Annotated in this window: 21 protein-coding genes; 11 read left to right on the top strand and 10 right to left on the bottom strand. The window is 70.8% G+C overall.

The window, feature by feature from the left end; translation table 11 throughout:
* Positions 1 to 65: 65 nt before the first annotated feature.
* A complete protein-coding gene (locus ACZZZB_RS08330; RefSeq protein WP_463529412.1) occupies positions 66 to 572 on the top strand; it encodes a hypothetical protein in 507 nt (168 codons plus the stop codon).
* A 33-nt stretch (positions 573 to 605) separates the two neighbouring features.
* Here the strand turns inward: ACZZZB_RS08330 and ACZZZB_RS08335 are convergent, their stop codons facing one another.
* From ACZZZB_RS08335 to ACZZZB_RS08345, 3 genes are read right to left on the bottom strand one after another with little or no spacing between them, the layout of a single operon-like run.
* On the bottom strand, positions 606 to 1,838 hold the full coding sequence (locus ACZZZB_RS08335) for a rhamnosyltransferase WsaF family glycosyltransferase (RefSeq protein WP_463529413.1): 1,233 nt from the start codon (positions 1,836 to 1,838) through the stop codon (positions 606 to 608).
* Positions 1,829 to 3,043, bottom strand: coding sequence for a dTDP-4-amino-4,6-dideoxygalactose transaminase (gene rffA / locus ACZZZB_RS08340; RefSeq protein WP_463529414.1), 1,215 nt, complete (start codon positions 3,041 to 3,043; stop codon positions 1,829 to 1,831). The genes ACZZZB_RS08335 and rffA overlap by 10 nt, the downstream gene beginning before the upstream one ends.
* A complete protein-coding gene (locus tag ACZZZB_RS08345) occupies positions 3,043 to 3,195 on the bottom strand; it encodes a hypothetical protein (protein ID WP_426738123.1) in 153 nt (50 codons plus the stop codon). The genes rffA and ACZZZB_RS08345 overlap by 1 nt, the downstream gene beginning before the upstream one ends.
* A gap of 227 nt (positions 3,196 to 3,422) precedes the next feature.
* Between ACZZZB_RS08345 and ACZZZB_RS08350 the strand changes: the two genes are divergently transcribed.
* Both ACZZZB_RS08350 and ACZZZB_RS08355 read left to right on the top strand, forming a co-directional pair.
* The gene (locus tag ACZZZB_RS08350) at positions 3,423 to 4,079 is read left to right on the top strand and encodes a response regulator (RefSeq protein ID WP_463529415.1); all 657 of its coding nucleotides are present in this window, start codon (positions 3,423 to 3,425) and stop codon (positions 4,077 to 4,079) included.
* Positions 4,076 to 5,158: a sensor histidine kinase gene (locus ACZZZB_RS08355; protein ID WP_463529416.1), complete on the top strand. Its 1,083-nt coding sequence runs from the start codon at positions 4,076 to 4,078 to the stop codon at positions 5,156 to 5,158. The genes ACZZZB_RS08350 and ACZZZB_RS08355 overlap by 4 nt, the downstream gene beginning before the upstream one ends.
* A gap of 45 nt (positions 5,159 to 5,203) precedes the next feature.
* On the opposite strand, the gene ACZZZB_RS08360 is transcribed toward ACZZZB_RS08355, so the two are convergent.
* Positions 5,204 to 5,530, bottom strand: a complete 327-nt coding sequence (locus tag ACZZZB_RS08360) for an NIPSNAP family protein (RefSeq protein WP_463529417.1) — start codon at positions 5,528 to 5,530, stop codon at positions 5,204 to 5,206.
* A gap of 106 nt (positions 5,531 to 5,636) precedes the next feature.
* Between ACZZZB_RS08360 and ACZZZB_RS08365 the strand changes: the two genes are divergently transcribed.
* Both ACZZZB_RS08365 and ACZZZB_RS08370 read left to right on the top strand, forming a co-directional pair.
* Positions 5,637 to 6,296, top strand: coding sequence for a HEAT repeat domain-containing protein (locus ACZZZB_RS08365; RefSeq protein ID WP_463529418.1), 660 nt, complete (start codon positions 5,637 to 5,639; stop codon positions 6,294 to 6,296).
* Positions 6,297 to 6,344: 48 nt separating this feature from the next.
* The gene (locus tag ACZZZB_RS08370) at positions 6,345 to 9,197 is read left to right on the top strand and encodes a hypothetical protein (protein WP_463529419.1); all 2,853 of its coding nucleotides are present in this window, start codon (positions 6,345 to 6,347) and stop codon (positions 9,195 to 9,197) included.
* A 13-nt stretch (positions 9,198 to 9,210) separates the two neighbouring features.
* On the opposite strand, the gene ACZZZB_RS08375 is transcribed toward ACZZZB_RS08370, so the two are convergent.
* The 3 genes from ACZZZB_RS08375 to ACZZZB_RS08385 form a co-directional block, all read right to left on the bottom strand.
* Positions 9,211 to 10,869, bottom strand: coding sequence for an extracellular solute-binding protein (locus ACZZZB_RS08375; RefSeq protein ID WP_463529420.1), 1,659 nt, complete (start codon positions 10,867 to 10,869; stop codon positions 9,211 to 9,213).
* Positions 10,870 to 10,952: 83 nt separating this feature from the next.
* Positions 10,953 to 11,840: a carbohydrate ABC transporter permease gene (locus tag ACZZZB_RS08380; protein WP_079704680.1), complete on the bottom strand. Its 888-nt coding sequence runs from the start codon at positions 11,838 to 11,840 to the stop codon at positions 10,953 to 10,955.
* Positions 11,837 to 12,832 carry an ABC transporter permease gene (locus tag ACZZZB_RS08385; protein ID WP_338000138.1) on the bottom strand — a complete coding sequence of 332 codons (996 nt, stop codon included), beginning with the start codon at positions 12,830 to 12,832 and terminating at the stop codon, positions 11,837 to 11,839. Before ACZZZB_RS08385 ends, ACZZZB_RS08380 begins: the two co-directional genes overlap by 4 nt.
* A gap of 141 nt (positions 12,833 to 12,973) precedes the next feature.
* Between ACZZZB_RS08385 and ACZZZB_RS08390 the strand changes: the two genes are divergently transcribed.
* The 6 genes from ACZZZB_RS08390 to ACZZZB_RS08415 all read left to right on the top strand — a co-directional run bounded on the left by ACZZZB_RS08390 (position 12,974) and on the right by ACZZZB_RS08415 (position 22,278).
* Positions 12,974 to 14,065 (top strand): LacI family DNA-binding transcriptional regulator, encoded by a 1,092-nt coding sequence (locus ACZZZB_RS08390; RefSeq protein WP_463529421.1) that lies wholly within the window; start codon positions 12,974 to 12,976, stop codon positions 14,063 to 14,065.
* A 103-nt stretch (positions 14,066 to 14,168) separates the two neighbouring features.
* Positions 14,169 to 15,197, top strand: coding sequence for a hydroxyacid dehydrogenase (locus ACZZZB_RS08395; protein WP_463529422.1), 1,029 nt, complete (start codon positions 14,169 to 14,171; stop codon positions 15,195 to 15,197).
* A gap of 29 nt (positions 15,198 to 15,226) precedes the next feature.
* Positions 15,227 to 17,158, top strand: coding sequence for a heparinase II/III family protein (locus tag ACZZZB_RS08400; RefSeq protein ID WP_463529423.1), 1,932 nt, complete (start codon positions 15,227 to 15,229; stop codon positions 17,156 to 17,158).
* Positions 17,155 to 19,146: a DUF2264 domain-containing protein gene (locus ACZZZB_RS08405; RefSeq protein ID WP_463529424.1), complete on the top strand. Its 1,992-nt coding sequence runs from the start codon at positions 17,155 to 17,157 to the stop codon at positions 19,144 to 19,146. Before ACZZZB_RS08400 ends, ACZZZB_RS08405 begins: the two co-directional genes overlap by 4 nt.
* Before the next feature lie 27 nt (positions 19,147 to 19,173).
* Entirely contained in the window at positions 19,174 to 21,360 is a 2,187-nt protein-coding gene (locus ACZZZB_RS08410; RefSeq protein ID WP_463529425.1) for an alpha-galactosidase, read from the top strand.
* Between the two features lie 9 nt (positions 21,361 to 21,369).
* Positions 21,370 to 22,278, top strand: a complete 909-nt coding sequence (locus ACZZZB_RS08415; protein ID WP_463529426.1) for a PhzF family phenazine biosynthesis protein — start codon at positions 21,370 to 21,372, stop codon at positions 22,276 to 22,278.
* Here ACZZZB_RS08415 and ACZZZB_RS08420 read toward each other — a convergent pair.
* Genes ACZZZB_RS08420 through ACZZZB_RS08430 form a run of 3 tightly spaced genes read right to left on the bottom strand, consistent with a single transcriptional unit; the run spans position 22,244 to position 25,175 of the window.
* Positions 22,244 to 23,029: an ABC transporter ATP-binding protein gene (locus ACZZZB_RS08420; RefSeq protein ID WP_463529427.1), complete on the bottom strand. Its 786-nt coding sequence runs from the start codon at positions 23,027 to 23,029 to the stop codon at positions 22,244 to 22,246. The two genes, ACZZZB_RS08415 and ACZZZB_RS08420, sit on opposite strands and share 35 nt — an antisense overlap.
* Positions 23,026 to 24,081 carry a FecCD family ABC transporter permease gene (locus tag ACZZZB_RS08425; protein WP_463530551.1) on the bottom strand — a complete coding sequence of 352 codons (1,056 nt, stop codon included), beginning with the start codon at positions 24,079 to 24,081 and terminating at the stop codon, positions 23,026 to 23,028. The genes ACZZZB_RS08420 and ACZZZB_RS08425 overlap by 4 nt, the downstream gene beginning before the upstream one ends.
* A gap of 50 nt (positions 24,082 to 24,131) precedes the next feature.
* The gene (locus ACZZZB_RS08430) at positions 24,132 to 25,175 is read right to left on the bottom strand and encodes an ABC transporter substrate-binding protein (RefSeq protein WP_463529428.1); all 1,044 of its coding nucleotides are present in this window, start codon (positions 25,173 to 25,175) and stop codon (positions 24,132 to 24,134) included.
* Positions 25,176 to 25,223 lie beyond the last annotated feature (48 nt).

A 25,223-nucleotide genomic window follows, 5' to 3' on the forward strand; every position in this document is an offset into this window, starting at 1 on the left:
TCCACCCGGGGCGCAGGACCCGGAGTGACACTGGACCATACCCGACCTCTGACCACCGGATCCCCATGACCCTGCCGTTCCCAGCTTCGCCCGACGACACCCTGCAGCGGCGACCGCTCCGCGAGGCGCTCGCCGACGCCGTGCTGCAGGACTTCATCGACGACCTCCCGGTCCCCCTGCGACCGACCGACCTCGCGACCCGGCTCCTCTACCCGCGCTGGCAGGTGTACTCCGACATCCACGAGGGCAGACTCGTCGCCGAACGGGTCCGGAACAACAAACGGTTGTTGAAGATCGACGTCGAGCGGAACCGGGCGTGGATCGCTCGCGGGCTCGCCACCCGTCGGGCTCGCGCCGGGTCCGCCGTGGGCGAGGCTGGGCCCGAGTCGCCCGTCTCGGTCGTCATCGTGGATGCCGAGGCCCTCGCGCAGCTGAACACCCTCACGGCGACCGGCTTGAGCGTGCGGGAGGCGGTCGAGCTTGCACTCACCGCCCTCGGCTCGCGCGAAGCGGCCACCACCGCCACGGTGCCCGACATCGACTCGCGTGGCCGACAGGTGCGGGCGGGCTGACCCGTGCAGGCTGGCTGACGCTGCGGAGGGTCGTCAGATCGACGTGCGCATCGCGCGTTCGAACTGCGCCACGAACTGCGCGCCCGGGTCGGACCAGTCCGCGGCGGTGATGGACGCCGAGATCCGCTTCGCGTGCTCGACCGCGTCGGGCCGTTCGACGATGTCGACGAGGCGACGGGCGATGGCCGCAGGCGACAACGGGACGTACTCGATGTGCTCGCTGTCGAGTACCCCGGTCGTGTTCGGGCTGTCGTTGACGACGGGCACGACGCCGGAGGACATGATCTCGAGCGGCAACAACGACATGTCGGTCAGCGAGAGGACGAGACCCGCGGCACACCGGTTGTAGACCGCGTTGAGCTCCGAGATGTCCATCGCCGACCGGTTGACGAACGGGAACCCGGTCTCGTATCCCGACATGTCCCAGCCGACGAGGTTGATCGTGATGTCGGGGCGCAGCCGGTGGAACTCGGTCAGGGCGAGCTCGCCGATCTCCCAACCGCGTCGAGGAGTCGGCGGGCGGGCGTAGAACAGGATCTCGGTGCGGGGCGCGTCGTTCACGTGCGAGTAGTGCTGCTTGTCGACCGAGTAGTCGAAATGGTCGCAGCTCATCCCGTACTCGTCCGCGACCTTCTGCGCGAGCCACGGCCCAGCGGAGAAGCCGTGGAACCCGAACCGGTAGGTGTTCTCCGCGAGCACGTACTCACTGCTGGCCGGGTAGAACCACGGTTCGAAGTCCTGCACGAAGGAGAACCGTTTGGCCGGCCCCTCGTAGCGGAACGCGGGGTAGGCCGTCTGCCAGTCGGAGGACACGACGACGTCCGCGCCTGGCGCGATGCCGGTCGTCGGGTCGTACCGGACGAGGTCGGCCTGCAGCTCCGGGTACGCGCTGCTCGCGGCCATCATCGCCCGGATCCCGGGGATGTCGACCGCGGGCTGGGCCGACGCCTGGTACAGGTAGATCGTGAGCCGGTGCCCGGCGCGCTCGAGGAACTCCATGAACCGGAAGGCGTTCTGGTGCCCGCCCGAGGTCCGGCTCGGCGGCGAGATCAACCACGCCACGTCGTACGGGCGCTCCGGGAACTCGGCGGCGTTGAAGTTCCGCGGCACCGTCCAGTCCGCGGCGATGGCGTCGCTCGGGTACAGGTCCGTCGGCTTGCGCCGCATCGGGTTGAACCGTCCGTCGGCGAAGTGCGCGGCGCGCCAGAGCGTCGACCGGACGCCCTCGCCGCGGATGGCTCGGAGCCCCTGCCCGATCATGCCCATCTGGAGTCCTGTCCCGTCGATGCCGTCGCTGCGAGTGCTGCTGGTGCCGCTGGTGTCACGGGTCCGAACGCGCGGACCGCCGTGATGACCCGGTCCACCTCGTCGTCCGTCATGGCGGGCCACAACGGGAGCCGGACGAGACGCTCGGCGAACCGGACCGCGTGCTGCGGCTCGGTGACCACTCTGCCGTAGCGCCGGCCCGCCGCGCTCGAGTGCAGCGGCACGTAGTGGAAGGCCGCTCCGACACCGTGCGCCTGGAGGTGACGCAGGAACTCCTGCTGCACCTGCGCATCCGGCAGCAGGAGGAAGAACAGGTGCGCGGCATGCACACCACCGGGCGGGTCCATGAGCGTCGCGCCGCGATCGTGAGCCCACTCGGCGAGTTCGGCCGCATAGCGGTCCCAGATGCGATGCCGATGCCCCTGGATGACGTCGAAGTCGCGGAGCTGGGCGTCGAGGACGGCGGCGTTGAGCTCGCTCGGCAGGTAGCTCGACCCGAGGTCCGCCCAGCTGTACTTGTCGACCTGCCCGCGGAGGAACTGGGCCCGATCGGTCCCCTTCTCGCGCATGATCTCGGCGCGGAGCAGGACGGTCTCATCGGAGATGAGCAGGGCGCCGCCCTCGCCACAGTGCACGTTCTTCGTGTCGTGGAAGCTCTGGGCCGCCATCGCTCCGACCGTGCCGAGGCGGACACCGTCACCGGCGACCCCGAGGCCGTGCGCGTTGTCCTCGAGCAGGTGCAACCCGTGCTCGTCCGTGAGCTGCTGGAACGCCGGCACGTCCACCGGGACACCGCCGTAGTGCATGATCGAGATCGCCCGCGTGCGTGGTCCGATGGCGTCCGCGACGTGCTGGGGATCCAGGTTGCCCGTCACCGGGTCGCTGTCGACGAAGACCGGCGTCGCGCCGGTGAGGACCACCGCGTTCGCCGCCGACGGGAAGGTGAAGGTCGGCAGGATGACCTCGTCGCCGGGACCGACGCCGATCAGGCGGGTCATCATCTCGAGCGCGTGGGTCCCCGAGGTGGTCAGGAGCACGTGCTGCGCGCCCGTGAGGTCCCTGAGGCGCTCGGATGCCGACGCGGTGAAGGCACCGTCGCCGTGGACGTGGTCTCCGGCGAGGACGCGTTCGAGCTGTTCGAGTTCACCGGCGGCGTGGAAGGGCTTCGACAGCGGGATTCGCTGCGCGAGGGAGACCTCGACCATCAACGACCACCGAGGGCCAGGGTCGTGACGAACGCGCCGGCCAGGACCAGCAACAGGATGACGCCGACGGACGCGAGGATCCCGATACCGACCGTCGGCGCGTCGTCGACGCCGGTCCGGCGGCGCGCGCCACTCCCCTGTCGTGACCTCACGTGATGTCCCCCATGCGTGCTCCCCCATCGTCCGTCCGAGATCGTCGATCCCGGACGCGCCAGGTTCCGCTCTACGGGACCAAGCGATTCAGTCTCCGCCTCGGCGGGCACGACCCGCATCCTGCTGCGGGCTATTCCACCCCCGCCACCTGGCGGGTTCCGCCTCCCGGCCGTCGCCGGCCGCTTCCCGGGACTCGTAGGGTGAGAGTCGAGCTGAGGAGGACACCGTGATCGGAGTGGCCATCGTCGACGACGAGGCGTTGGTACGGTCCGGATTCGAACTCATCCTGGGTGCCGTCGAGGACATCGAGGTCGTCGCCTCGGTCGACGGGATCGACGCCGTGGAGGCGATCCGCTCGAGCCGTCCCGACGTGGTCCTCCTGGACGTCCGCATGCCCGGGCGCAACGGGCTCGACATCCTCGACGAACTGCAGACCTGGGACGACCCGCCCGTCGTCGCGATCCTCACCACCTTCGACTCCGACGACTACATCGCCCGCGCCCTCCGCAGCGGCGCCGCGGGGTTCCTCGTGAAGGACACGGACCCGGAGCAGCTCCCGATGCTGCTCCGATCCCTCTCCGCGGGCGGCATCGTGCTCTCCCCGCAGGTGTCCCGGACCCTCGTCGGCGGGTTCGCCCGCACCGCCGACCGCGAGGCGGCACGGCGTCTGTCCGGGCTGACGGGCCGCGAACAGGATGTGCTCGCCGCGCTCAGGACCGGCGCGTCCAACACCGAGATCGGCGAGGCACTGCACCTCAGCCGCGCGACCGTGAAGGACCACGTGAGTGCCATCCTCGGCAAACTCGAGGTGACGACCCGACTCGAAGCCGCCATCATCGCTGAGCGTGCCGGCGTTCGTGGCGACGAGGCGGAGCCCCGGTGAAGCGGCGCTCCCGGCTCTGGTCGGTCCTCCTCGAACTCGCCCTCATCGCGGCGGCGGCCGTCGAGAGCCTGACGACGCTCGAGTGGGCGACGCCCTGGGAGTCCGGCCTGGCGATCGCCGCCGCCGTCGGCCTCGTCTTCCGGCGGCGCTGGCCGTGGCTGTCGCTCCTCCTCGCCGTACCGGCCTTCACCCTCAACCTCGCCACCCTGGCCGGGTTGGCGTCGCTCTTCTCCGTCGCGGTGCGGGAACGGCGACGCTGGCGGCTCGTCACGACGGGCGCCGTGGTCTTCGTCCTCGCCGCGGTGCCGTGGTGGGGGTGGACGTCGCCCAACTACACGATCCTGTCCATCGTGTACGCCGCGCTCTACGCGGCGGCACCGATCGCCTTCGGCCTGCTCGTCCGCACCCGCCGCGAACTGTTCGACCGCATACACGACCTCGAACAGGTCCGACGCAGCGAGCGGGCGCGCATCGCCTCCGACGTCCTCGTCGAGGAGCGCACGCGCATCGCCCGGGAGATGCACGACGTCGTCTCCCACCAGGTCAGTCTGATCGCTGTCCAGGCCGGCGCGATCCAGGTGCAGACCGAGGAACCCGGGACGAAGCGGATGGCGGTGACGATCCGGTCACTCGCGTCGCGCACGCTCGACGAGCTGCGGGACATGGTGACGCTGCTGCGGGCCGAGAGCGGACATGCGCCGCTCGCGCCGCAACCGACGGTCGACGACCTCGACCGGTTGATCGCGGACAGCGGCATCGCCGTCACCTCCGCCATCGATTTGCCGGACGGCCTCCCCGCACCCGTGCAGCGGGCGATCTACCGGACCGTGCAGGAGGGACTGACGAACGCGCGGAAGCATGCGCCGGGCGCCGCGGTCGACGTGCGCGCCGAAGCCTCCGCAGACGAGGTCACCGTGGTCATCCGGAACGCCCGACCCGCACGCACGTCGGACAGCTCGTGGTCGTCCGCGGGCCACGGCCTCGTCGGCTTGAGCGAACGCGCCGAACTCCTGAACGGGTCCCTCCTCACCGAGGACGCGCCGACCCGGTTCACCCTGACGTTCCGCGCGCCCTACTGACGCTCACCGTGGCTCAGGGCCACCGAGGCCCAGGGTCACTGAGGCTCAGGGTCGGCGGTCCGCCTCGTCGCCGAACAGCGGCGTCTGGAAGCGACGCTCGAAGCGCACGATGGTGCCGGTGCCCCGTACGAGCTCGTAGGCCTCGATGCACTCCGGATCCGTCGTCGCGGCGATGCGGTACTGCTCGTACGCGGCGAGCGAGGGGAAGCTGAACAGCGCGAACGCCTCGTCGTTGTCGCCCTCCGCTGGGAGGAAGTAGCCGTGGTGGTCGCCACCGAGCCGGTTCACGAGGCGGATCCAGCGCCGCCCGTACTCGGTGAAGGTGTCGAGCTGCTCGGGGTCGATCTGGTAGCGGAGGTGGATGGTGATCATGGGTCCAGTCTGGCCGTCCGCGCGACGAGCGCCGTCATAGGGGGCCGTCGGCGTCACCGGACACCTACGCTGGAAACCCGTCCCCACACCCCGGAAGGTGGTCGAGATGTCCTCGGAATACGACGACGCCGCCGCGAACGGGCTCGCCCGCGCCCTCCGCGTGCCGGCCTCTTCAAACCGGCTCCAGGCTGCGCTCGCCGCGGGCACCACCCCGAAGACCGCCTACATCGAGGTCCTCATCGACCGCTGCGCCGTCGAGCCCGACTTCTTCGTGCGCGACATGCTCACCTGGGCACTCGTGCGGCACGACCCCGAGGTGACCGTTCCTCGCCTGATGGAGGAACTCGGGTCGGTCTTCCCACAGGCACGCAGTCAGGCGCTCCACACCCTCTCGAAGACCGGAGACCCCCGCACCTGGTCGGCCATCACCCTCGCACTGCTGGAGGACGAGGAGGATCAGGTCGCCCGTGCCGCTTGGCGCACCGCCGCAGGGGTCGTCCCGGAGCGGGAGGCGTCGGCGCTCGCCGAGCTGCTGGCGAGGCAGTTCGGCCGGGGCGACCGCGAGGTGCAGCTCAGCCTCACCCGCGCGTTCGCCACGATCGGCGAGCCCTCGATCGAACCCGTCGAACAGACAGCCGCATCCGAGGCGGTCGAGCGTGAGGCCCGCGCGCACGCTCGCGCGACCGCCCGGATCCTCCACGACCCCGAACTGGACTTCGACGAGGCGATGCAGGAGGCCCAGCACTCGCTCCGCCATGGTGACTGAGCCGGTCCACGGACTGTCGCTCGGCGCCACGGGATTACACTCGACGACGTGACGGAACCGGACGGCGTGGGCGAACCCGACACCCGCATCCCGGATCCCGCGCCACGGCACACGCCACTGTGGACCGTCCTCTCCGCCTGGCTCCTGCGGGTCGAGCGATGGTTGCAGTCGCGTGGCGGCTCCCGCCTCCGCAGCGGGCTGCGCCAGCTCTGGGGGCTCGTGGCCGTCGGCGGGATCATCCTCCTCGTCGGTCCGGTCATCAATCCGCCGCTCACTCTCGACGACCTCACCGACGAGGCATCCGACGTCACCGACACCTGGATCGCCCGCTCCTTCAGCGCCGACTACCGCGTGACGACAGACGAGGACGGCCGGCTCGTCACCGATGTCGAGGAGCGCATCGACGCGTTCTTCCCGAAGGACCTCGACGACCACACCATCGAACGGGTGCTCGCGACCGAGTACCAGGGGCACGCCCTCGACCCGTCAGCGATCACGGTGACCTTGGACGGCGTGCAGCAGGACGTGACCCGGGAGCGGGCAGCGGTCTTCCTCAGGCTCGTCGTCGACCCCGGTAAGCAGCTCACGGGCGACCACGAGCTCGTCATCCGGTACCAGCTCTCCGATCTCGCCTACGTCGACACCGACCCAGCTACCGGGCAGCCCGTCGACTTCCTCCGATGGGACGTGTTCGGCCCCGACCTGCAGCAGGCCGTGGCGAAACTCGATGTGCGGGTGACCATCCCACAGGAGCTCGACGACCGTCTCGTCCGGCAACCGCGCGGCTCCCTCGCATGGACCCTCGTGGGTGCCGGGCAGTGGCTGACCCCGGAGCCGGACGCCCCACCCGGCGAGGTGGCCTACGCGTTCACGAGCGAAGACGCGGCCCCACCGCACGCGCAGGCGCGGTTCACCATGCCGTTCGAAGCCGGCTCGATCACGATGCCCCCGCAGTCCTGGATCTTCTGGGTGCAGACCTTCGGCCCCGTCCTGCCGATGCTCGTCCTCGCTGCGACGCTCCTGCTGTCGTTCGCGGCCCGTGCGGTCGCGTGGGGTGACGCGCGTGGACGTCCGTGGTACCTCGCCCAGTCGGAACCGCCGGAGGGCATCTCGCCGCGCATCGCCGCGCACCTCCTCCGGTCGCCCGCGACGATGGAGCTCGCCGAAAAACTCAAGGACGCCGCGGTGAGCGGCACGAAGCAGCCGGCCAAACGACAGGCGCGCCTCATCGCGGCGGCCGGTGCCGCCAAGCGGGCCGGACGCTTGGGCGACCGACCCCGTGCCCTGCGTCGGTACCTCACCGGGCCGGAACGCGCCGGGCAGATCCAGGCGGGTCTCCGCCGGGTGCCGAAGGGCTTCGTGCGTGACTGGTTCATCGCCGCACCGATCGCGCTGACCCTCCTCCAGTGGGGCATCGTCCGGCAGCTCTCCCATCAGACGGTGCTCGCGGTGGTGTGGTGGCCGCTCGCCTTCGTCGGCCTCTCCACCGTCTTCGCCGTCATCGTCCTCGCGATCGCCCTGACCGCCCGGCCGCTGACCCGCAGGGGTGCGCTCGTGAAGCAGCACCTCCTCGGCATTCGTGTCTACGCCGAGCGGACGCAGCTGCTCGATCGCGCGACCCTGCGCGACCGCCTCCTGCCCTACGCCGTGCTCGGCGCTCCGCCTCGGGTGACGGGCAGACGGGTCGCCGCGCTGATCGCCCCGGAGATCACGATGCCGGCGGCCGCGGCCGATCGCGCCTCGCGCGCCGACGGGTCGAGAGCGGGCTTCCTGACCGGACCGCGCATCGCCGTCCGGGTGCTCGCCGTGCTGCTCGTCGTCGGCGCGATCGTCGCCGTGAACGTCCTCCCGGCGCCGTCGCTGGAGTCCGAGACACCCCGTTCCTACACGGGCGACATCCCCGGATCGACCCTCACGACGATCGCGACAGCCGACCTCGACGCGGAGCTCACGCGGACCGACGGCGACGGTGCGCGACTACGCGTCACCGAACGGCTCGGTGTGGACTTCTCCGACGAGGGCTCGGTGCCCGCACAGGTGGTGCGCGAATGGCCCGCCGTCGTCGACGGCCAGGACCTCGGCCTCACGGTCGACCGGGTGACGGTCGACGGCGATGATGCGCCCTTCACGACGGAACGGGCGGAGGGCCGGCTGCTGCTCCGCACGACCTTCGCCGACGTGCGCACCGGCCTGCACGACGTCGTGATCCAGACGACCGCCACGAGGCCGGCCGTCTCCGCGACTGTCGATGGAGGGGACGTCGACCGGGTCAGCTGGGTCGGGTTCCTCGACGGCTGGACGAGCGGTGTCGCCTGGGACGAGGACGTCGCGCAGGGGCCGTTCCGGCTCAGCTTCACCGCCGACGACGAACTCCTCGACGACGCCGTCGATGCCGGGTGGACCCCCATCGAGGCCGGGACTTGGCGGCCGGCGGCGTCCGAGGGTGGTTCCGGCCGCGAGACGGCGACCATCGAGCTCACGCCTGACGACGACGGCGGATGGCCGCTCGACGTCCGTGGCGACGACCTCGGTGTGGTCCTCGACCTCCCGGCCGGGACGGTCGCCGGTACCGACGCCGATGCCGCGGCCTGGGCCCGGACGGCGGCGCTGGCACCGGGGTTCCTCACGGTGGTCCTCGCCGGGCTTGCCATCCTCGGTTCCGTGATCGGCGCCCTCGGGTCGGCCCGGCGCCGGGCCCCGAAGCCGGGTCTGCTCCGCGACGCGGTGCACTGGCTGACCCCGTCGGCCCTCGCCGCCGCGGTGATCCTGGGCATCTGGACCCTGAACGGCGTCGCGGGCGACGACCCGTTCGGTGACCTCGTCCTCGGAGGGCTGATCGCCGGCGTCGTGGCGGTCATCGCCTGGTACGGCGTCGTCATGTGGGCCAGACCCCGCGCCTGACCGCCGGCCGCCGTCAGGACAGCTTCTCGAGCTGCTCCTGGTACTCCGCACGGACCTTGTCGTTCGTCGACTTCTTCCACGAGGCGATGCCCGACTTCACGGCGTCGAAACCGGTCCGGCCGAGGACGTACTCGTTCATCGTCGACGACAGGGCGTTCGTCGCCGACGACGTCTTGCCCGCAGTCTCCGAGTACAGCCCGGTGATCGGGCTCTTCTGGAGCATCGGGGAGGCCTGCTCCTGCCAGGCGTGCGAGCGACGCAGCCGTTCCTCCATCGGCACCGCGCTGGCGAGGATCTGCGGTGCGGCGGCGAGTCGGTTCAACGAGGTGGGGCCGATCTGTGCCGAACCCGCCTCGGTCAGGACGACGCGACCGTCCGCTTCACGCGTGTGGTGCTCGCCGGCCCGGCCGTACTGGAGGAAGAACCCCTCGGTGCTGCCGTAGGGCGCCGCGAGGTGGTTGAGCAGCGTCAGCAGTTCCTTCACCCGAGCGTCGTCCGCCTGCTTGATGGCGGTGAACGAGAACATCGACGAGCCCTGGTAGACGATGCCGGCGCCGCCGTCCGCCGCGAACGGGAGGATCGCGTCGTAGACCACGCCCTCGGGGGCACTGGGGTCGATGATCGCCGAGATGCCGTCCTGGTGCATGAGCACCGTGCCGTTGGCCATGTAGGTCTTCGCCTGGGAGCCGGAGATGCTCGGGGTGTCCGGGTGGTAGTACCCGGCGTCCTTCAACTCCTTGATGTACGACAGCGTCTCGAGCCAGCGGTCCGACTCCCACTTGTGGACGAGCTTCGAGCCCTGCAGCTCCCAACCGTTCGGCACCCCGAACATCGCGCCCATGAAGTCGTACCCCCAGTCGACGCTGTCGCCGTTGCTCTGCCCGCTGATGGCGTACCGGTTGCGCTTGGCGTCGGTGACCGCCTTGCAGAGCTCGGTGAACTCGTCCTTCGTCTTCGGAGCGGGTTCCGCTCCCGTGAGGTCCTTGATGACGTCCGGTCGGGAGATGAGCATGTTGCCGAACGGCGGCCGGTTCACCGGGACGCCGTAGATCCGGCCGTTGATCCGGCAGCCCTCCCAGGACGGGGTGGGCAGGTTCGCGAGGTTGGGGTACGCCTTCACCTTGTCGCCGGAGAGGTGGTCGGACAGGTCCGCGAACTGGGCCTTCAGCAGCTGCGGGTAGGACGGCGGCAGCTGGAACGCGAGGAACTCGACGAGGTCCGGCACACTGCCGCCGGCCATGACCGTCGCGAACTTGGGCGCGAACGAATCGGCCGGGACCACCTGCAGGTCGAGCTTGCAGCCGAGTTCCTGCTCGGCCGCCTGGAGGTAGCTGTTCGACGCGGGTGCCGGCGGGCTGTACGAGATGACGAAGCCGGACACCGTGCCGCTCACGGCGGCCTTCCCGGACACCGAGGTGAAGAGCTCGGCCTCCTTCGGTGCCGAGAGGTAGACGGGCTGGACCGTGGCCGAGCCGGCGAGGTCCGGGGTCGGTCCCTTCGTGATCGGCACGTAGGTGGGCAGCGGGACGAGGGCTCCGGAACCCGCGGCACCGGATGTCGCGCCGCCTGGCGTGCAGCCGGCGAGCGCGGAACCGAGGCCGAGGACGGCGAGGCCGACGCCGGCCGCGGTGAGGAAGGTGCGGCGTGACAGGCCGGGGGTGGTGTCGTTCATCGTGGTCTCCTTCGAGGTGGGGCTGGCGCCAGGGGCGCGGGTGAGGTCCCGGCGACGGTGCCGGGTGGAGGTGTGCGGACCGGTCAGCCCTTGACGGCGCCGGTCAGTACACCCTTCGTGAGGTGGCGTTGCACGAGTGGGTAGGCGATGAGGATCGGGACGATGGCGATGAGCACGACGGCCATCTGCAGGGACTCGGCCGGCGGCAGCACCGAGGCGTCCGAAGCTCCACCGACGAGCGAGGACCCTTGCAGCACGTAGGTGCGCAGGACGAGCTGGAGCGTCCACTTGGAGGTGTCGTTGATGTACAGCAGCGCGTTGAAGAACGCGTTCCAGTACCCGACCGCGTAGAAGAGGGCGACGACGGCGATCACCGCGCGGGACAGCGGCAGGACGATCGTGCCGAGGATGCGGAACTCCCCGGCGCCGTCGATCTTCGCGCTGTCGATGAGCTCCTGCGGGATGCCCATCATGAAGCCGCGGACGACCACCATGTTGAACACGCTGAACGCACCGGGCAGGATGAGCGCCCAGACGTTGTCGAGCAGGCCGAGCTGCTTCACCATCAGGTACAGCGGGATGAGCCCCGGGGTGAAGAGGAACGTGGCGAGCACGATCATCAGTACGGGGCGCTGGAAGAACGAACGCCGGCTGAGGGCCCACGCTGCCGACACGGTGCAGACGAGGCTGATGAGCGTGCCGACGACGGTCACGAACAGCGTCACCAGGATCGCGCGGGTGACCACGCCCCCGGCGAGGATCTGCTGGTACGCGTCGAGCGTGAAGGACTTTGGCCACACGACGTAGCCACCGGCGGCCGTGACGTCCTCGGCGGTCGACACACTCGTGGAGACCACGATGAGGAACGGGAACAGGATGACGGCGAGGATCATGACGATCGCGAGCGCTTTGAGCGCGAGGACGACGGGCTTCGGTTTCCCCGCCCAGACCGGTCGGACGATGGTGCTCATGATTTGGAATACACTCCCTGCTCGCCGAGCATGTGCGCCGCCTTGTTGGCGACGAGGATGAGGACGAGACCGACGAGACCCTTGATGAGGCCGGCGGCGATGCCGGTACTCCAGTTCCCGTCGATGACGCCGTGGTAGTAGACGTAGGTGTCGAGCACTTCGGCGGCTCCGGGGCCGACGGCGTTGCGTTGCAGGATGATCTGCTCGAAGCCGACGGACAGCGCCTCGCCGAGCCGCAGGATGAGCAGCAGCACGATGATGGGCCGGATCCCAGGCAGGGTGATGTGCCAGAACCGGCTCCAGGCGCCCGCTCCGTCGATGGCGGCGGCCTCGTAGAGCGAGTCGTCGATGGCCGCGAGCGCCGCGAGGAAGATGATGGTGCCCCAGCCCGCGTCCTTCCAGATCACCTGCGAGGACAGCAGGAGCTTGAAGGTGGCCGGGTCGGACATGACGGAGACGGTCCCGAGGTCGAGCTGCCGCAGCCAGGTGTTGAGCACCCCTCCCGATCCGAGACTCTGCTGGAAGAAGCCGACGACGATGACCCAGGACAGGAAGTGCGGCAGGTAGAGCACCGACTGCACGATGGAGCGGAGCCAGGGCCAGGTCAGCGAGTGGATGAAGATGGCCAGCGCGATGGGGACCGGGAAGAAGAGGACCAGCTGGATGAACGTGATCTGGAGGGTGTTGGAGACCGCGTTCCAGAACGCCGGATCGCCGAAGAGCGCCGAGAAGTTGGCGAAGCCCACCCACGGGCTGTCCGGGATCGGGATGTACGGCTGGTAGTCCATGAACGCGATGACGTTCCCGAGCAGCGGGATGTAGACGAACAGCAGCAGCAGCACGACCGCCGGCGTCACCATGATGAGCAGTGGCGAGTCGCGACGGAACTGCATCCCGAACGGCACCTTGCGCTTCGTCGGCCGGCCGCCGGACCCTGCGGGTGCGATCGGTGGTCGGATGGTCTCCGGCCGATCGGTCGTCGTCGCGCTCACAGCAGCTCCCTTGCTCGCAGCGGAGGCCCCGTCGGGTGCTTCCGCGTCGTTCTCTCGAACGTTGGCAATCTTTCGCGGGGCCGTTGAGTAAAGTCAAGATCATCTAATCATCCGAACAGATATCGAACATCGGAGTCGATCATGGAGCTCTCGCAACGTCACGACCGCATCCTCGCCGAACTGCGGATCCACGGCAGTCTCTCCGCGGCCGACTTCGCCGAGCGCATGGGCATCTCCGCGATGACCGTCCGGCGGGACCTGCGCGAGCTCGGGGAGCAGGGCCGCCTCCGTCGGGTGCACGGCGGCGCCGTCTCGATCGACACGCAGCCGACCACGGGCATCCCGCACCGGCCGGGCGCCCGCCCCACGCCGGCCCCGGGTGCGGCCGACACCCTGTTCACCTTCGGGTTCGTCGTGCCCGATCCGAGCTACTACTTCCCGACGATCGTGGCCGGCGCGGTGGAGCGGGCGCAGTCGCTCGGCGGTCGGATCGTCCTCGGCGTCTCGCGCTACGACCCCGCCCGCGAGCGCGACCAGATCGAACGGCTGCTGGCCGGCGGGGTGGACGGCCTCCTCGTGACCACCTCGGTCCTCGACGCCTTCGCGACGCTCGAGCTCCTCGAGCGCGCACCGGTCCCCGTCGTCCTCGTGGAGCGCTCGGTCGCGGAGTCCCCGGTGGGCGACGGACTCGAGTTCGTGCGCACCGACCATGCCGCCGGCGCCGCCATCGCGCTCCGGCACCTCGCCGCCCTCGGTCACGAGCGGATCGGGATGGCGGCCTTCGACACCCCGACGACGCCGTCGTTGCGGCTCGGCTACGAGCGCGCCCGACGCCAGCTCGGCCTGCGCGAGGACGCCAGCACGGCGATCATCGACGACCGGCATGGCGTCGGCGAGCAGACGAGGCGGTACCTCGAGGCGTGCGTGGCGTCCGGCACGACCGCGGTGTTCATGCACTCGGACCACTACGCCGTCGAGTTCGCGGACGCGGCGCTCGACTTCGGGCTCTCGATCCCGGACGACCTGTCGATCGTGGCGTACGACGACGAGGTGGCCGGGCTCGCCAGGGTGCCGCTCACGGCGGTCGCGCCGCCCAAACGCGACATCGGCCGGTTCGCGGCGACGATGTGCTTCGAGCGCATCTCGGCCGCGGCCCAGCAGGGCTTCTCCGCCCGCCACATGAGCCTGCGGCCGAGTCTGAGCCTCCGCGAGTCGACCGCGCCACCGCGATAGCCCTGCGCTGTTCGATTCCTGTTCGTTTGAACGGGCGTGCTTGACACGATCGGGCGGCTCCGATTGGGATTGAGCCTGCTGCCGAGACGACCAGGAGGCGACGATGCCGCAGAGCGAGAGCGCCCGGACGGGTACGATCGGCTTCCTCATGCCGGACGGCACCTTCGACCGGGTGTTCTCCGAGCCGGACCTCACCCGCCTGCGGTCGGAGCCGTACGCCAGGCTGCCGTCGGACCGCCCGCTCCGGCTCGAGCGCGCGGAGGACCGCGCCCGGCTGGCCGCGGTCGAGGTGCTCGTGACGGGCTGGGGCTCCCCCGTGCTCGACGAGACGCTCCTGCGATCCCTGCCGTCACTGCGGGCCGTGGCGCACTCGGCCGGCAGCGTGCGCGGCATCGTCACCGACGCCCTCCTCGAACGCCGGGTCGCCCTCACCTCCAGTGCGACGGCCAACGCGGTCCCGGTCGCCGAGTTCACGATGGCGATGGTGATCCTCGCCGCGAAGCGCACGTTCTGGGCCGCCGAGACGCTGCGGGCCTCTCGAGCCCCCGTCGATGCGGAGCGGGCGTGGCCGACGGTCGGCAGCCACGGGATCACGGTGGGCGTCGTCGGCGCCTCCCGGATCGGCCGACTCGTCGTCGAGCGCCTCGCCTCCCTGGACGTGCGGGTCGTCGTCGCCGATCCGACCCTCGACCACGAGGAACAGGCGGCCCTCGGGGTACCCTGCGTCACGCTCGACGAGCTGGCCGCGCACAGCGACATCGTCACGCTCCACGCCCCGGCACTCCCCTCCACCAGGCACCTCGTCGACCGGTCCCTCCTGCAGCTGATGCGGCCCGGGACCACGGTCATCAACACCGCCCGAGGCGACCTCATCGACCACGACGCGCTCGCCGACCGACTCGACCGCGGCGACCTGGTCGCGATCCTCGACGTCACCTCGCCGGAGATCCTGCCGCCCTCCTCCCGACTGTGGTCGACCCCCAACACGGTCATCACGCCGCACATCGCCGGCTCGGCCGGGAACGAGCTCGCACGTCTCGCAGCCAACACGGTCGACGAGGCCCTGCACTTCGTCCGGTTCGGCACCTTCCATCGACCGATCACCCTCGCCGCCCTCGCGCTGCAGGCGTGAACCGACCACCGAACACCAGAGGCCAGACCATGACCCTCGAGACAGACCGCACCGCGCCGACGACCACGAGCTTCGCCGGACGGTTCGACGACCGGGCCCGCCGCTCACTGCGGGTCGGGGACTGGAGCGCCGCACCGTCGGTCGACGACCGCGAGGCCTGGGGCCGCGTCGCCGAGCGCGACCGGGTGGCCCTCGTCGACGCGGCCCACCGCTGGTGCGCGGAGGCGGACCACAACCCGCCGACGCTGTCGCTCTGGGCCCGGTACAGCGCGGAGGGCGACCGGACTCCGTACGAGACGGCACAGCAGGCGCTCCTCGGTTCGGTCGCCGCCTCGGCACTCGCGCTCGGCGCCACGGGGGACGACGCCTGGGTCGGCGAGCTCGGAGACCGCATCTGGCGGCTCTGCGAACTGACCGCCTGGTGTCTGCCCTCGCACTACGCGCTGCCCGAGTCCGGCGAGCGCCCCTTCCTCCCGATCCCCGGTCGTGACGTGCTCGACCTCTCGGACGCCTACATCGGCGGGATGCTCGCCGCGATCGACACGATCGCCGGGGCCCGCCTGGAGCGGACCTTCCCGGGACTGCGCGCTCGGGTGCACGCCGAGATCCGTCGCCGGGTCCTGGACCAGTGGCGCGACGAGGTGGACTTCTGGCACGGGCTCGACGGGCCGCCGAACAACTGGGCCCCGTGGATCGTCTCGAACGTGCTCGTGTGCTCCGCCGTGGTCGAGACCGATCGGTCCGAGCTGGTGGCGTCGGTGGACCGCGCGGTCGCCGTCCTCGACCGTTTCCGTGCCGGGTACGCCGAGGACGGGAGCTGCGACGAGGGTGCGACGTACTGGTGGTGGGCGGGCGCGACCCTGTTCGAGGCCCTCGACCTGCTCGGCGACCTGACGGGCGGCGCCTTCGACGGCTTCGCGGTCCCGCCGGTCGCCGCGATGGCCCGGTTCCCGATGGTCATGCAGCTGTCGGCCACGTCACAGGTCAACTTCTCGGACGGGTCCGCGAGCCTGCCGGCGAACGCGACGTGGAACCTGCTCGCCCGCTTCGGCGAGCGCGTGGGCGACGACGAGGTGGCTGCCCACGCCCGCTGGATGGGGCGCTCGCATCCGCTCGGCTTCTCGGGGCAGTTGGCTCCGTTGTTCCGCCGCACGCTTGCGGAGCTGCTCGACCCGGCGTGGACCACGGCCGGCGACGCCACGCCGGGGATGCCCTCCTCCTGGTACGCACCGGGAACGGAGGTGGCGGTGTTCCGCGAGCAGGCCGGCCGAGTGGACGGCTGGGCGGTCGCCGCGAAGGGCGGTCACAACGACGTCAGCCACAACCACAACGACGTCGGCGGGGTCATCGTCTCGCTCGACGGCGAGCCCGTCCTCATCGACGTGGGTGTCGGCGTGTACCACCGCGACACCTTCATGCCGGACACCCGCTACGGCATCTGGACCATGCGGAGCGCCTTCCACAACGTCCCGCTCCCTGCCGGGGTCGAGCAACCGTATGGTCGGGCCTTCACGGCGAGCGGGACACGGTTCTCCGACGAGGGCGACCGCTCCGTCCTCGCCACGTCCCTCCTGGGTGCGTATCCGCGCGAGGCCCGCCTCACAGCCCTGGACCGCGCGGTGACGCTCGACCGTGCCGCCGGCACCGTCCTCGTCGACGACCACTGGGCGTTCGCCGAACCGTCGCAGATGACGCTGACCTTCCTGACGGCCGCCGAGCCGGTCGCCGACGATCACGGTGTCCTGGTCGGCGACGCCCGCCTGGACACCGACCCCGCGTTCGAGGTGGCGGTGGACCGGATCGACATCGACGACCCGAAGCTCCACGAGGTCTGGGGGTCGGCCGTCTTCCGCATCCGGCTCGTGCAGCGCGCCACCGCGACGAGCGGGTCACACACGCTGCGGGTGCGCCGCGCGCAACAGTACCCGGAACCGGGAGCACCGATGGAGGCCCCACGATGACGCCCGACCCGCTCCCGCCGTTCCGTCTACCGGCCGCGGACCCCGTCGCCGCACCCTTCACCGGGTGGACGCGAGCGCACTGGGAGGCCACGGCCGACCGGTGGCTGGCGGAGGTCCGCCGGTTCGAGAGCCCGCTCGGCGGCATCCCTCGGCTGCCAGGTCGGGTCACCCGCGACGGTGTCGCCCGCGAGGGCATGGAGGCGGTCGGTCGCTCCTTCCTCCTCGCCGCAGCACGGATCGCCGGCGGTGGCGACGGCCCTGGTGCCGGCGACGGTGACGGGGTCGAGGACCTCGTCACCTGGTACAGCCGGGCACTCCTCGCCGGTACGGCCCCGGACGGTCCGGAGTCCTGGCCGCTGGGCGTGACGTGTCGGGCCCCCGGCACGGGCGTCACCAACTCGATCGTGGAGGCGGCGAACATCGCGTTCGGCCTGTACGTCAGTCGCGACCGGCTGTGGGCGGGGCTCACCCGGAAGGAGCAGGTGCAGATCGCCGACTGGCTGCGCCACCATGCGCGCCTCGAGGTCTGGCACAACAACTGGCAGCTCTTCCCGGCGATGGCGGAGGCGTTCCTCCGCTCGGTCGACGAGGACGTCACCGGGCTGAACGGCACGAGGAACGTCGCCCGCGTCGAGTCGTGGCACCTGGAGCAGGGCTGGTACACCGACGGTCCGGAACACGCGATCGACTACTACAACGCGTGGGCGATCCACCCCTACCTCTGGGCCTGGTACCGCATGACCGACCGCACGGGCACGGCCGACGGCTCACGGCATCTGGAACGGCTGCACGACTTCACCGGCTCCTTCGCGCGCATGGTCGCACCCGACGGGTCAATGGTGCACGTCGGCCGCTCGCTGAGCTATCGGACGGCCGCCCTCGCCGCGCTCTGGTGCGCCGAGCTCTCGGGGGTGAACCCGTTGAGTCCCGGCGCGACGCGTCGCCTGGCCTCCGGGGTGGTCTCGGGTTTCGTCCGGCACGGCGTCGGCGTCGACGGTCCACTGAGCCTCGGTTGGTACGGGCCGTGGGAGCCCACCGCGCAGAGCTACAGCGGCTTCGGCTCGCCCTATCTCGCGGGCATCGGGTTCCTCGGGCTCGCAATCGACCGCGACGACCCGGTGTGGACCGCTCCGGAACGCCCGCAGCCGACCGACGGACCGCCGGAGACCACCGTGCTGCCGGCGGTCGGGTGGATCCTGCGCTCGCAGCGGGACGGTGTCGTGACGCTCGCCAACCACGGCAGCGACCACTGCGAGATCCCCGTGGAGCCCGCTCGCGCCGACGCGGACGATCCGCACTACGCCAAGTTCGGGTACTCCTCGCATACGGCCCCGGGGACGGGCGCGGCGTGGGACGAGAACGTCGACGGCCATCTCGCGCTGCTCGACGAGGACGGGCGGGCGAGTCGACGCGCCGCGATCCGCGGGATGCGGACCGTCGGCGAGGTCTCCGGCTCGGTGCACCTCCCACAGCTCGACGGCCGGGTGTGGCCGGGCTGCGCCGTCACCACGGTCAGCATCGTCCACGGTGATCAGGAGCTCCGCGCGCACCTCGTCGAATCGACGCACGCCTGGACCGTCCGCGAGGGCGGTGCGGCCGTCGCCGACGACGCGGTACTGCGCACCGTGGTCGATCCCGCCGGGGCCGCGCCGCGGGCCACGGTGGTCGGTCGTGACGGGCTCGCAGCGACCATCGTCGGGCTGCACGGCTGGGACCGCGCGGAGGCCGTCGCCTACCGTGACGCCAACGCGTTCGGCCCCCACTCGGCGGTCCCGGTACTGTACGCCGTCAGCGCTCCGGGGCACACCGTCCTGGCCGCACTCCACACCCTCCGCTTCGACGACGGCGAGACACCCGACCTGCCGGTCGCGGTGGACGTGACCGGGACCCGGCTGGTCGCACGGTGGACCGACGGAACCGTGCACGACGTCGACCTCGCCACCTTCGTCCCCTGGGACGGCCAGCTCGCACGCCCGTCCGCGGACTGACCACCGCACCCCATCCGAAAGGACCCCATGTCCACCGACACCCGACAGTCCGTCGTCCACCTGCGATCGCGCGCCGTGAGCGTCGTGATCGACCTGCGCGACGGACATCTGCCGTCGATCGCGCACTGGGGAGCCGACCTCGGTCAGCTCGACGCTGCGGAGCTCGCCGATGTCGTGCGCGGCGCGGAGCGGTTCGTCACGGAGAACGCCCCCGACCGCCCGACCCGCCTCGCGGTGCTGCCGGAGCAGAGCGAGGCCTGGCTCGGTCGGCCGGGCATCACCGGCAGCCGGGACGGACGCGACTGGTCGCCGCTGTTCACGATGGAGCCGGCGCAGGTGACCCCGCGCACGGTGACCGTCGACGGCGAGGACGCCGAGGCGGGCCTGGCGATCCGGATCGAGTTCGAGCTGAGCGAGGCCGGTCTCCTGCGTGTCCGCGCGACGCTCCGCAACGTCGCCGACGGCGTCTACCGGCTCGACGACCTGCATCTCGCGCTCCCGATCCCGGCTCGCGCCCGGGAGGTCCTCGACCTCGCCGGCCGGTGGGGCAAGGAGCGGACGCCGCAGCGCTCGCCGCTCCGGGTCGGCGCCTGGGTGCGCGAGGACCGCCGCGGGCGGACCGGGCCGGACGCGCCGCTCGTCCTGAACGTGGGCGTCCCCGGGTTCGGCTTCGCCACGGGCGAGGTCTGGGGCGTCCACGTGGGGTGGAGCGGCAACCAGCGACACCTCGCGGAACGGCTCTCGACCGGTGATCAGGTGATCGGGGGCGGCGAACTGCTGCTGCCGGACGAGATCCGCCTCGCCAGGGGTGACGCCTACACGAGCCCCTGGGTGTACGGCGCCTACGGGGACGGGCTTGACGCCCAGGCCGCGCTGTTCCACGAGCACCTGCGCGCGCAACCCGGCCATCCGTCACGGGATCGACCACTCACGCTCAACGTGTGGGAGGCGGTCTACTTCGATCACGACGCCGAGGCCCTGCTGCAGTTGGCCGAGGTCGCGGCCTCACTCGGGATCGAGCGGTTCGTCCTCGACGACGGCTGGTTCCGCGGGCGACGACACGACCGCGCGGGGCTCGGCGACTGGTTCGTCGACGAGGAGGTGTGGCCTGACGGGCTGCAGCCGCTCGCCGACCGGGTCCGGAGCCTAGGGATGGAGTTCGGTCTGTGGTTCGAGCCGGAGATGGTGAACCTCGACTCCGATCTGGCCAGGGAGCACCCGGACTGGATCATGCAGACGGGCGGACGGTTGCCGATCCCCGCCAGGAACCAGCAGGTCCTCGACCTCGGCCGACCAGAGGCCTTCGCCGCCGTCCTGGAACGGATGACCGCGATCCTGACCGAGGTCGACATCGCGTACATCAAGTGGGATCAGAACCGCGACCTCGTCGACGCCGGGTCGGCACCCGACGGTCGGGCCGGCGTGCATCCTCAAACGGCGGCCGTGTACCGGTTGATGGACGAACTCACGCGTCGATTCCCGGAGCTGGAGATCGAGTCCTGCTCCTCCGGCGGCTCACGCGTCGACCTCGGCGTCCTCGAGCGCACGCACCGCGTGTGGGCCTCGGACTGCAGCGACCCGCTCGAGCGGCAGCAGATCAACCGCTGGACCGCCCAGCTGGTCCCCCTCGAACGGCTCGGCGCCCACATCGCCTCCGGGCGCTCGCACACCACGGGCCGCTCGCACGAGCTGTCCTTCCGTGCGGCGACCGCGCTCTTCGGTCATCTCGGGGTCGAGTGGGACCTGCGGCAGGCGTCCCCGGCGGAACTCGAGGAACTGCGCGGATGGTTCGGGCTCTACCGCCGGACGCGTGACCTGTTGCACACGGGGAGGCTCGTGCGCGAGGACGTCTTCGACGACGCGCTCCAGATCACGGGTGTGGTGGCCGAGGACCGGTCGCGTGCCCTGTTCTCACTCACGTTCCTCAGCCGCTCGGACGTCGCGAGGATCGGGCGGTTCACCCTGCGCGGACTCGACCCGGAGCGTCGCTACCGGGTTCGGCCGTTGCGCATCGGTGAGCCGACCGGCGGTCGCGCCGTGCCCGCCTGGTTCGGCGAGGAGGACGAGGTGGACGGCCCGCTCGCCGGGTGGACCGGGGTGGTCGCCTCCGGGGCGGTGCTGTCGCGCTCGGGCCTCCAGACCCCGTCGTCCGCACCGGAACGGGCCTGGATCGTGGAGGTCTCAGCAGTCGGCGAGGACGGCGACGCGGGTTAGCATCGTCGAATGTCGACCACGCGACCTCCCGAGATCCTCCGCCTGACCGCCTTCGCAGCCGAGCCGGGTGGTGGGAACCCTGCCGGGGTCGTCCTCGACGCCTCGGCGCTGTCGGACGCCGAGATGCAGGCGATCGCCACCGAGGTCGCGTATCCGGAGACGGCGTTCGTCGTCGACCCGGGTGTCGGCGGTGACGACCGCCACGTGCGCCTGCGCTACTTCTCCCCCGGCGCCGAGGTCCCGTTCTGCGGTCACGCGACCATCGCCACCGCCGTCGCCCTGGCTGAGCGCCGTGGCGTCGGACGCTTCACGCTGGAGACGAACGTCGGGCCCCTCGTCGTCGAGACCGCGTCCGAGGCAGACGCCGACGCCGACACGAACAGCGACACCGGCTCGATCACCGCGTCGTTCACGAGCGTCGAACCCACCGTGCGCGGTCTCGACGCCGAGGTCGCCGATCGCCTGCTGTCGCTGCTCGGGCTCGAGCGTTCCGACCTCGACGAGCGGTGGCCGCTCCGTGAGTCGTTCGCCGGCAACCGCCACCCGGTCGTCGCCGTCCGGGAGCAGGAGGTCTTCGACGCCTTCACCTTCGACCCGACCGTCCTGCGCACGCTGATGGACGAGCAGGGTTGGGCTGGGACCGCCACGATCGTGCACGATCACGGCTTCGACGACGCCGGCCACCTGCACGTCGAGGCCCGCAACCTCTTCCCGGTCGGAGACATCACCGAGGATCCGGCGACCGGCTCAGCAGCGGCCTCCCTCGGCGGCTACCTGCGGGCGCTCGGTCTCCTCACCCCTCCGGCCCGGATCCTCATCCGGCAGGGCCACCACGTCGGCGCGCCCAGTCTGCTGGCGGTCGACGTCCCGGCCTCCGGCGGCATCACCGTGACGGGGACGGCCCAGCCGATCTCGTGAACGTGACCACCGGATACCCGCGCTCGACGTCCAGCGTCACTTCGGCCACCACGCCGTAGACGTCTGCGATCAGCGCCGCGGTCAGTACCTCGCCCGGCGCCCCGGCAGCGACCACCCGACCGGCCCGCAGCACGACGACAGTGTCGCAGTACATCGAGGCGAGGTTGAGGTCGTGGATGGCGATCACGGTCGTGACCGGGAGCGCGCAGACGAGGTCGAGCAGCTCCAGCTGGTGTCGGATGTCGAGGTGATTGGTCGGTTCGTCGAGGAGGAGCTCGCGTGGCTCCTGAGCGAGTGCCCGCGCGATCTGCGCGCGCTGACGTTCACCTCCGGAGAGGGTGTGCCAGAGGCGGCCGGCCTGATCAGCCAAGCCGACATGGGCGAGGGCGCGGTCCACGGCGGTCTCGTCTGCTGCGGTGTCACCGCCGAGTCCCGAGCGGTGCGGGATCCGGCCGAGTCGTGCGATGTCGCGCACCGTGATGTCGACGTCGGTGTCGGCGTGCTGCGTCACCGACGCGACCGAACGCGCGATGCGCCGCCGACCGACCGACGCCAGGTCGACGCCGTCGAGCGTCACGAGTCCGGCGGTCGGCTTCACGAGGCCGTGGAGCACCCGCAGGAGCGACGACTTGCCCGACCCGTTCGGACCCAGGAGGCCGACGGTCTGTCCCGGCTCCGGGTGCAGGGTCACGCCGTCGACGACGAGCGCACCGCCGCGGTTCCAGGAGACGTGCTCTGCATGCAGGGTCATCCGCGCCTCCGTCTCCGCGCCAGCAGGGCGATGAAGACCGGCACCCCGACGAGCGCAGTCCCGACGCCGACCGGCAGCGGCGTCGGTGAGAACGCGACGCGCGAGCCGGCATCCACCCAGACCATGAAGATGGCACCGATGATCGCTGTGGCCGGGATGAGACGACCGTGACGGGGCCCGACGAGCAGGCGGGCGGCGTGGGGCAGCACGAGTCCGACGAAGCCGATCGCTCCCGCGACGCTCACCAGCGTCGCCGTGATGAGCGCCGTCGCGATGAGCAGGATCGCACGCGTCCTCGCGACGTGGATCCCGAGCGACGCCGCGACGTCCTCACCGAAAGCGAAGGCGTCGAGCGCATGGGCGTGCCGGAGACACAGGATCGACCCGGCGACGACGACGATCGCGCAGAGCGCGACATCGTCCCAGCGCACGCCCTCGAGTGAGCCGAGGAGCCAGAACATCACGCCGCGCGTCTCGTCCGAGTCGGCGAACGCGAAGATGATCAGCGACGTCAGTGCGGAGAAGAGTTGCGTGCTGGCGACGCCCGCGAGCACGACCCGGTCGGTCCCGCCGCCCGACAGACGGGAGAGCAGGAGCACGAGTCCGAAGGCGACGAGCGCGCCGATGAACGCGCCGCCGGAGAGGCCGATCGACGCCCCGCCGAGTCCGAGGATCCCGATCGCGACGGCACCGGTCGACGCACCGGAGGAGATGCCGAGGATGAACGGATCGGCCAGCGGGTTGCGGAGCAGCGACTGCATGATGACGCCGCAGAGCCCGAGCCCGGCACCGCAGGCTGCCGCGACGAAAGCCCGCGGCAACCGTTCCTCCCACACGATCGCGTCCTTCGACAGCTTCACGGGGATGTCGGTGACACCGAGGTGGTTCGCGACGATGTCCCGCACGTTCACGAGCAGAATGTCCGCCGGTCCGAGTGTGATCGCCACGCCGACCGAGACGAGGAGGAGGACCACGCCGGCGAGGACGAGCAGGCCGGTGATCGTCGCGCGGCGTGCGCGCGAGGCCGGTCGCCGTGCCGTGTCGCTGTTCATCAGCGTGTCGCCGCTCGTCACCGGTTCGCCGCTCGTCACCGTCTCCGGGTTCAGAGCTCGTCCTCGTGCTCGACCCACCACGCCTTGATCTTCTCGAGGCCGTCGACGAAGCGGATGGACGGGTTCAGCTCGGCGCCGTGCAGGGCGATGTAGCGCTGGTTGCGCACCGCGTCCATGGTCTTCGTGAGCGGGTCGGACTCCAGGAAGGCGACTTTGTCGTCGAGGCGGTCGCCGGGGAACCGGTCGCGCTGCAGGTCGCCGAGGACGAGGACCTGCGGGTCGCGGTCGACGAGGTCTTCCCAGGTGGTGGCCGGCCAGTCGTCCTCGAGTTCCCCGAAGACGTTGTCGAGCCCGGTGGTCGAGGCGAGCAGCGCGGCGGATCCGAGCCCACCGCCGACGTACGGGGTCTTCGTGTCGGCGAACCAGAACGCGACCGTCGTGCCGTCGAAGTCGACACCCTCGGTCGCCTTCGCGGCACGACCCTGCAGGTCGGCGACGAGCGTTGCTGCGCGGTCGGACACGTCGAAGACCTCGCCCATCTCGGTGATCTCCTGGTACAGCGCGTCGATGGTGAGCGGCGTCGTGCGCGTCCCGCCGCCGTTGATGCTCGTCCCGTTGTCGCAGTCTGTGGGCGAGAGGTAGCTGGCGACACCGGTCTCGGCGAACCGCTCGCGTGGTGCGACGCCGCCCTCATTGAAGTGGCGGCCGAACGAGGCGGTGACGAAGTCCGGGTCTGCGCCGAGGACGACCTCGTAGGTGGGGGCGTTGTCGGCCAGGCGCGGGACGTCGGCGTTCGCGTCGGCGAGTGAGTCGAGGACGGGGTCCGTCCAGGAGGCGGTGCCGACGATGCGGTCCTCGAGCCCGAGGGACAGCAGGATCTCGGTGGAGTTCTGGTCGAGGGAGACGACCCGCTGTGGTGCGGCGTCGATCGTGACCTCGGTGCCGCAGTTGTCGAGTGTGAGCGGGTAGTCGGCCGCGCCCTGCCCGGCGGCGGCTGTCGATGCGGGCTCGACCGCTTCAGACGCGCCGCAGGCGGACAGTCCGACGGCGAGTGCCGCGGCGAGGACGAGGCTGATGGCGGCGCGCTGGTGCACGTCGTCTCCTTCATTCGAGGGGTGGGACCTAGGAAGGATAGCCTTACC

It is taken from the genome of Plantibacter sp. AC185, from assembly GCF_979258065.1.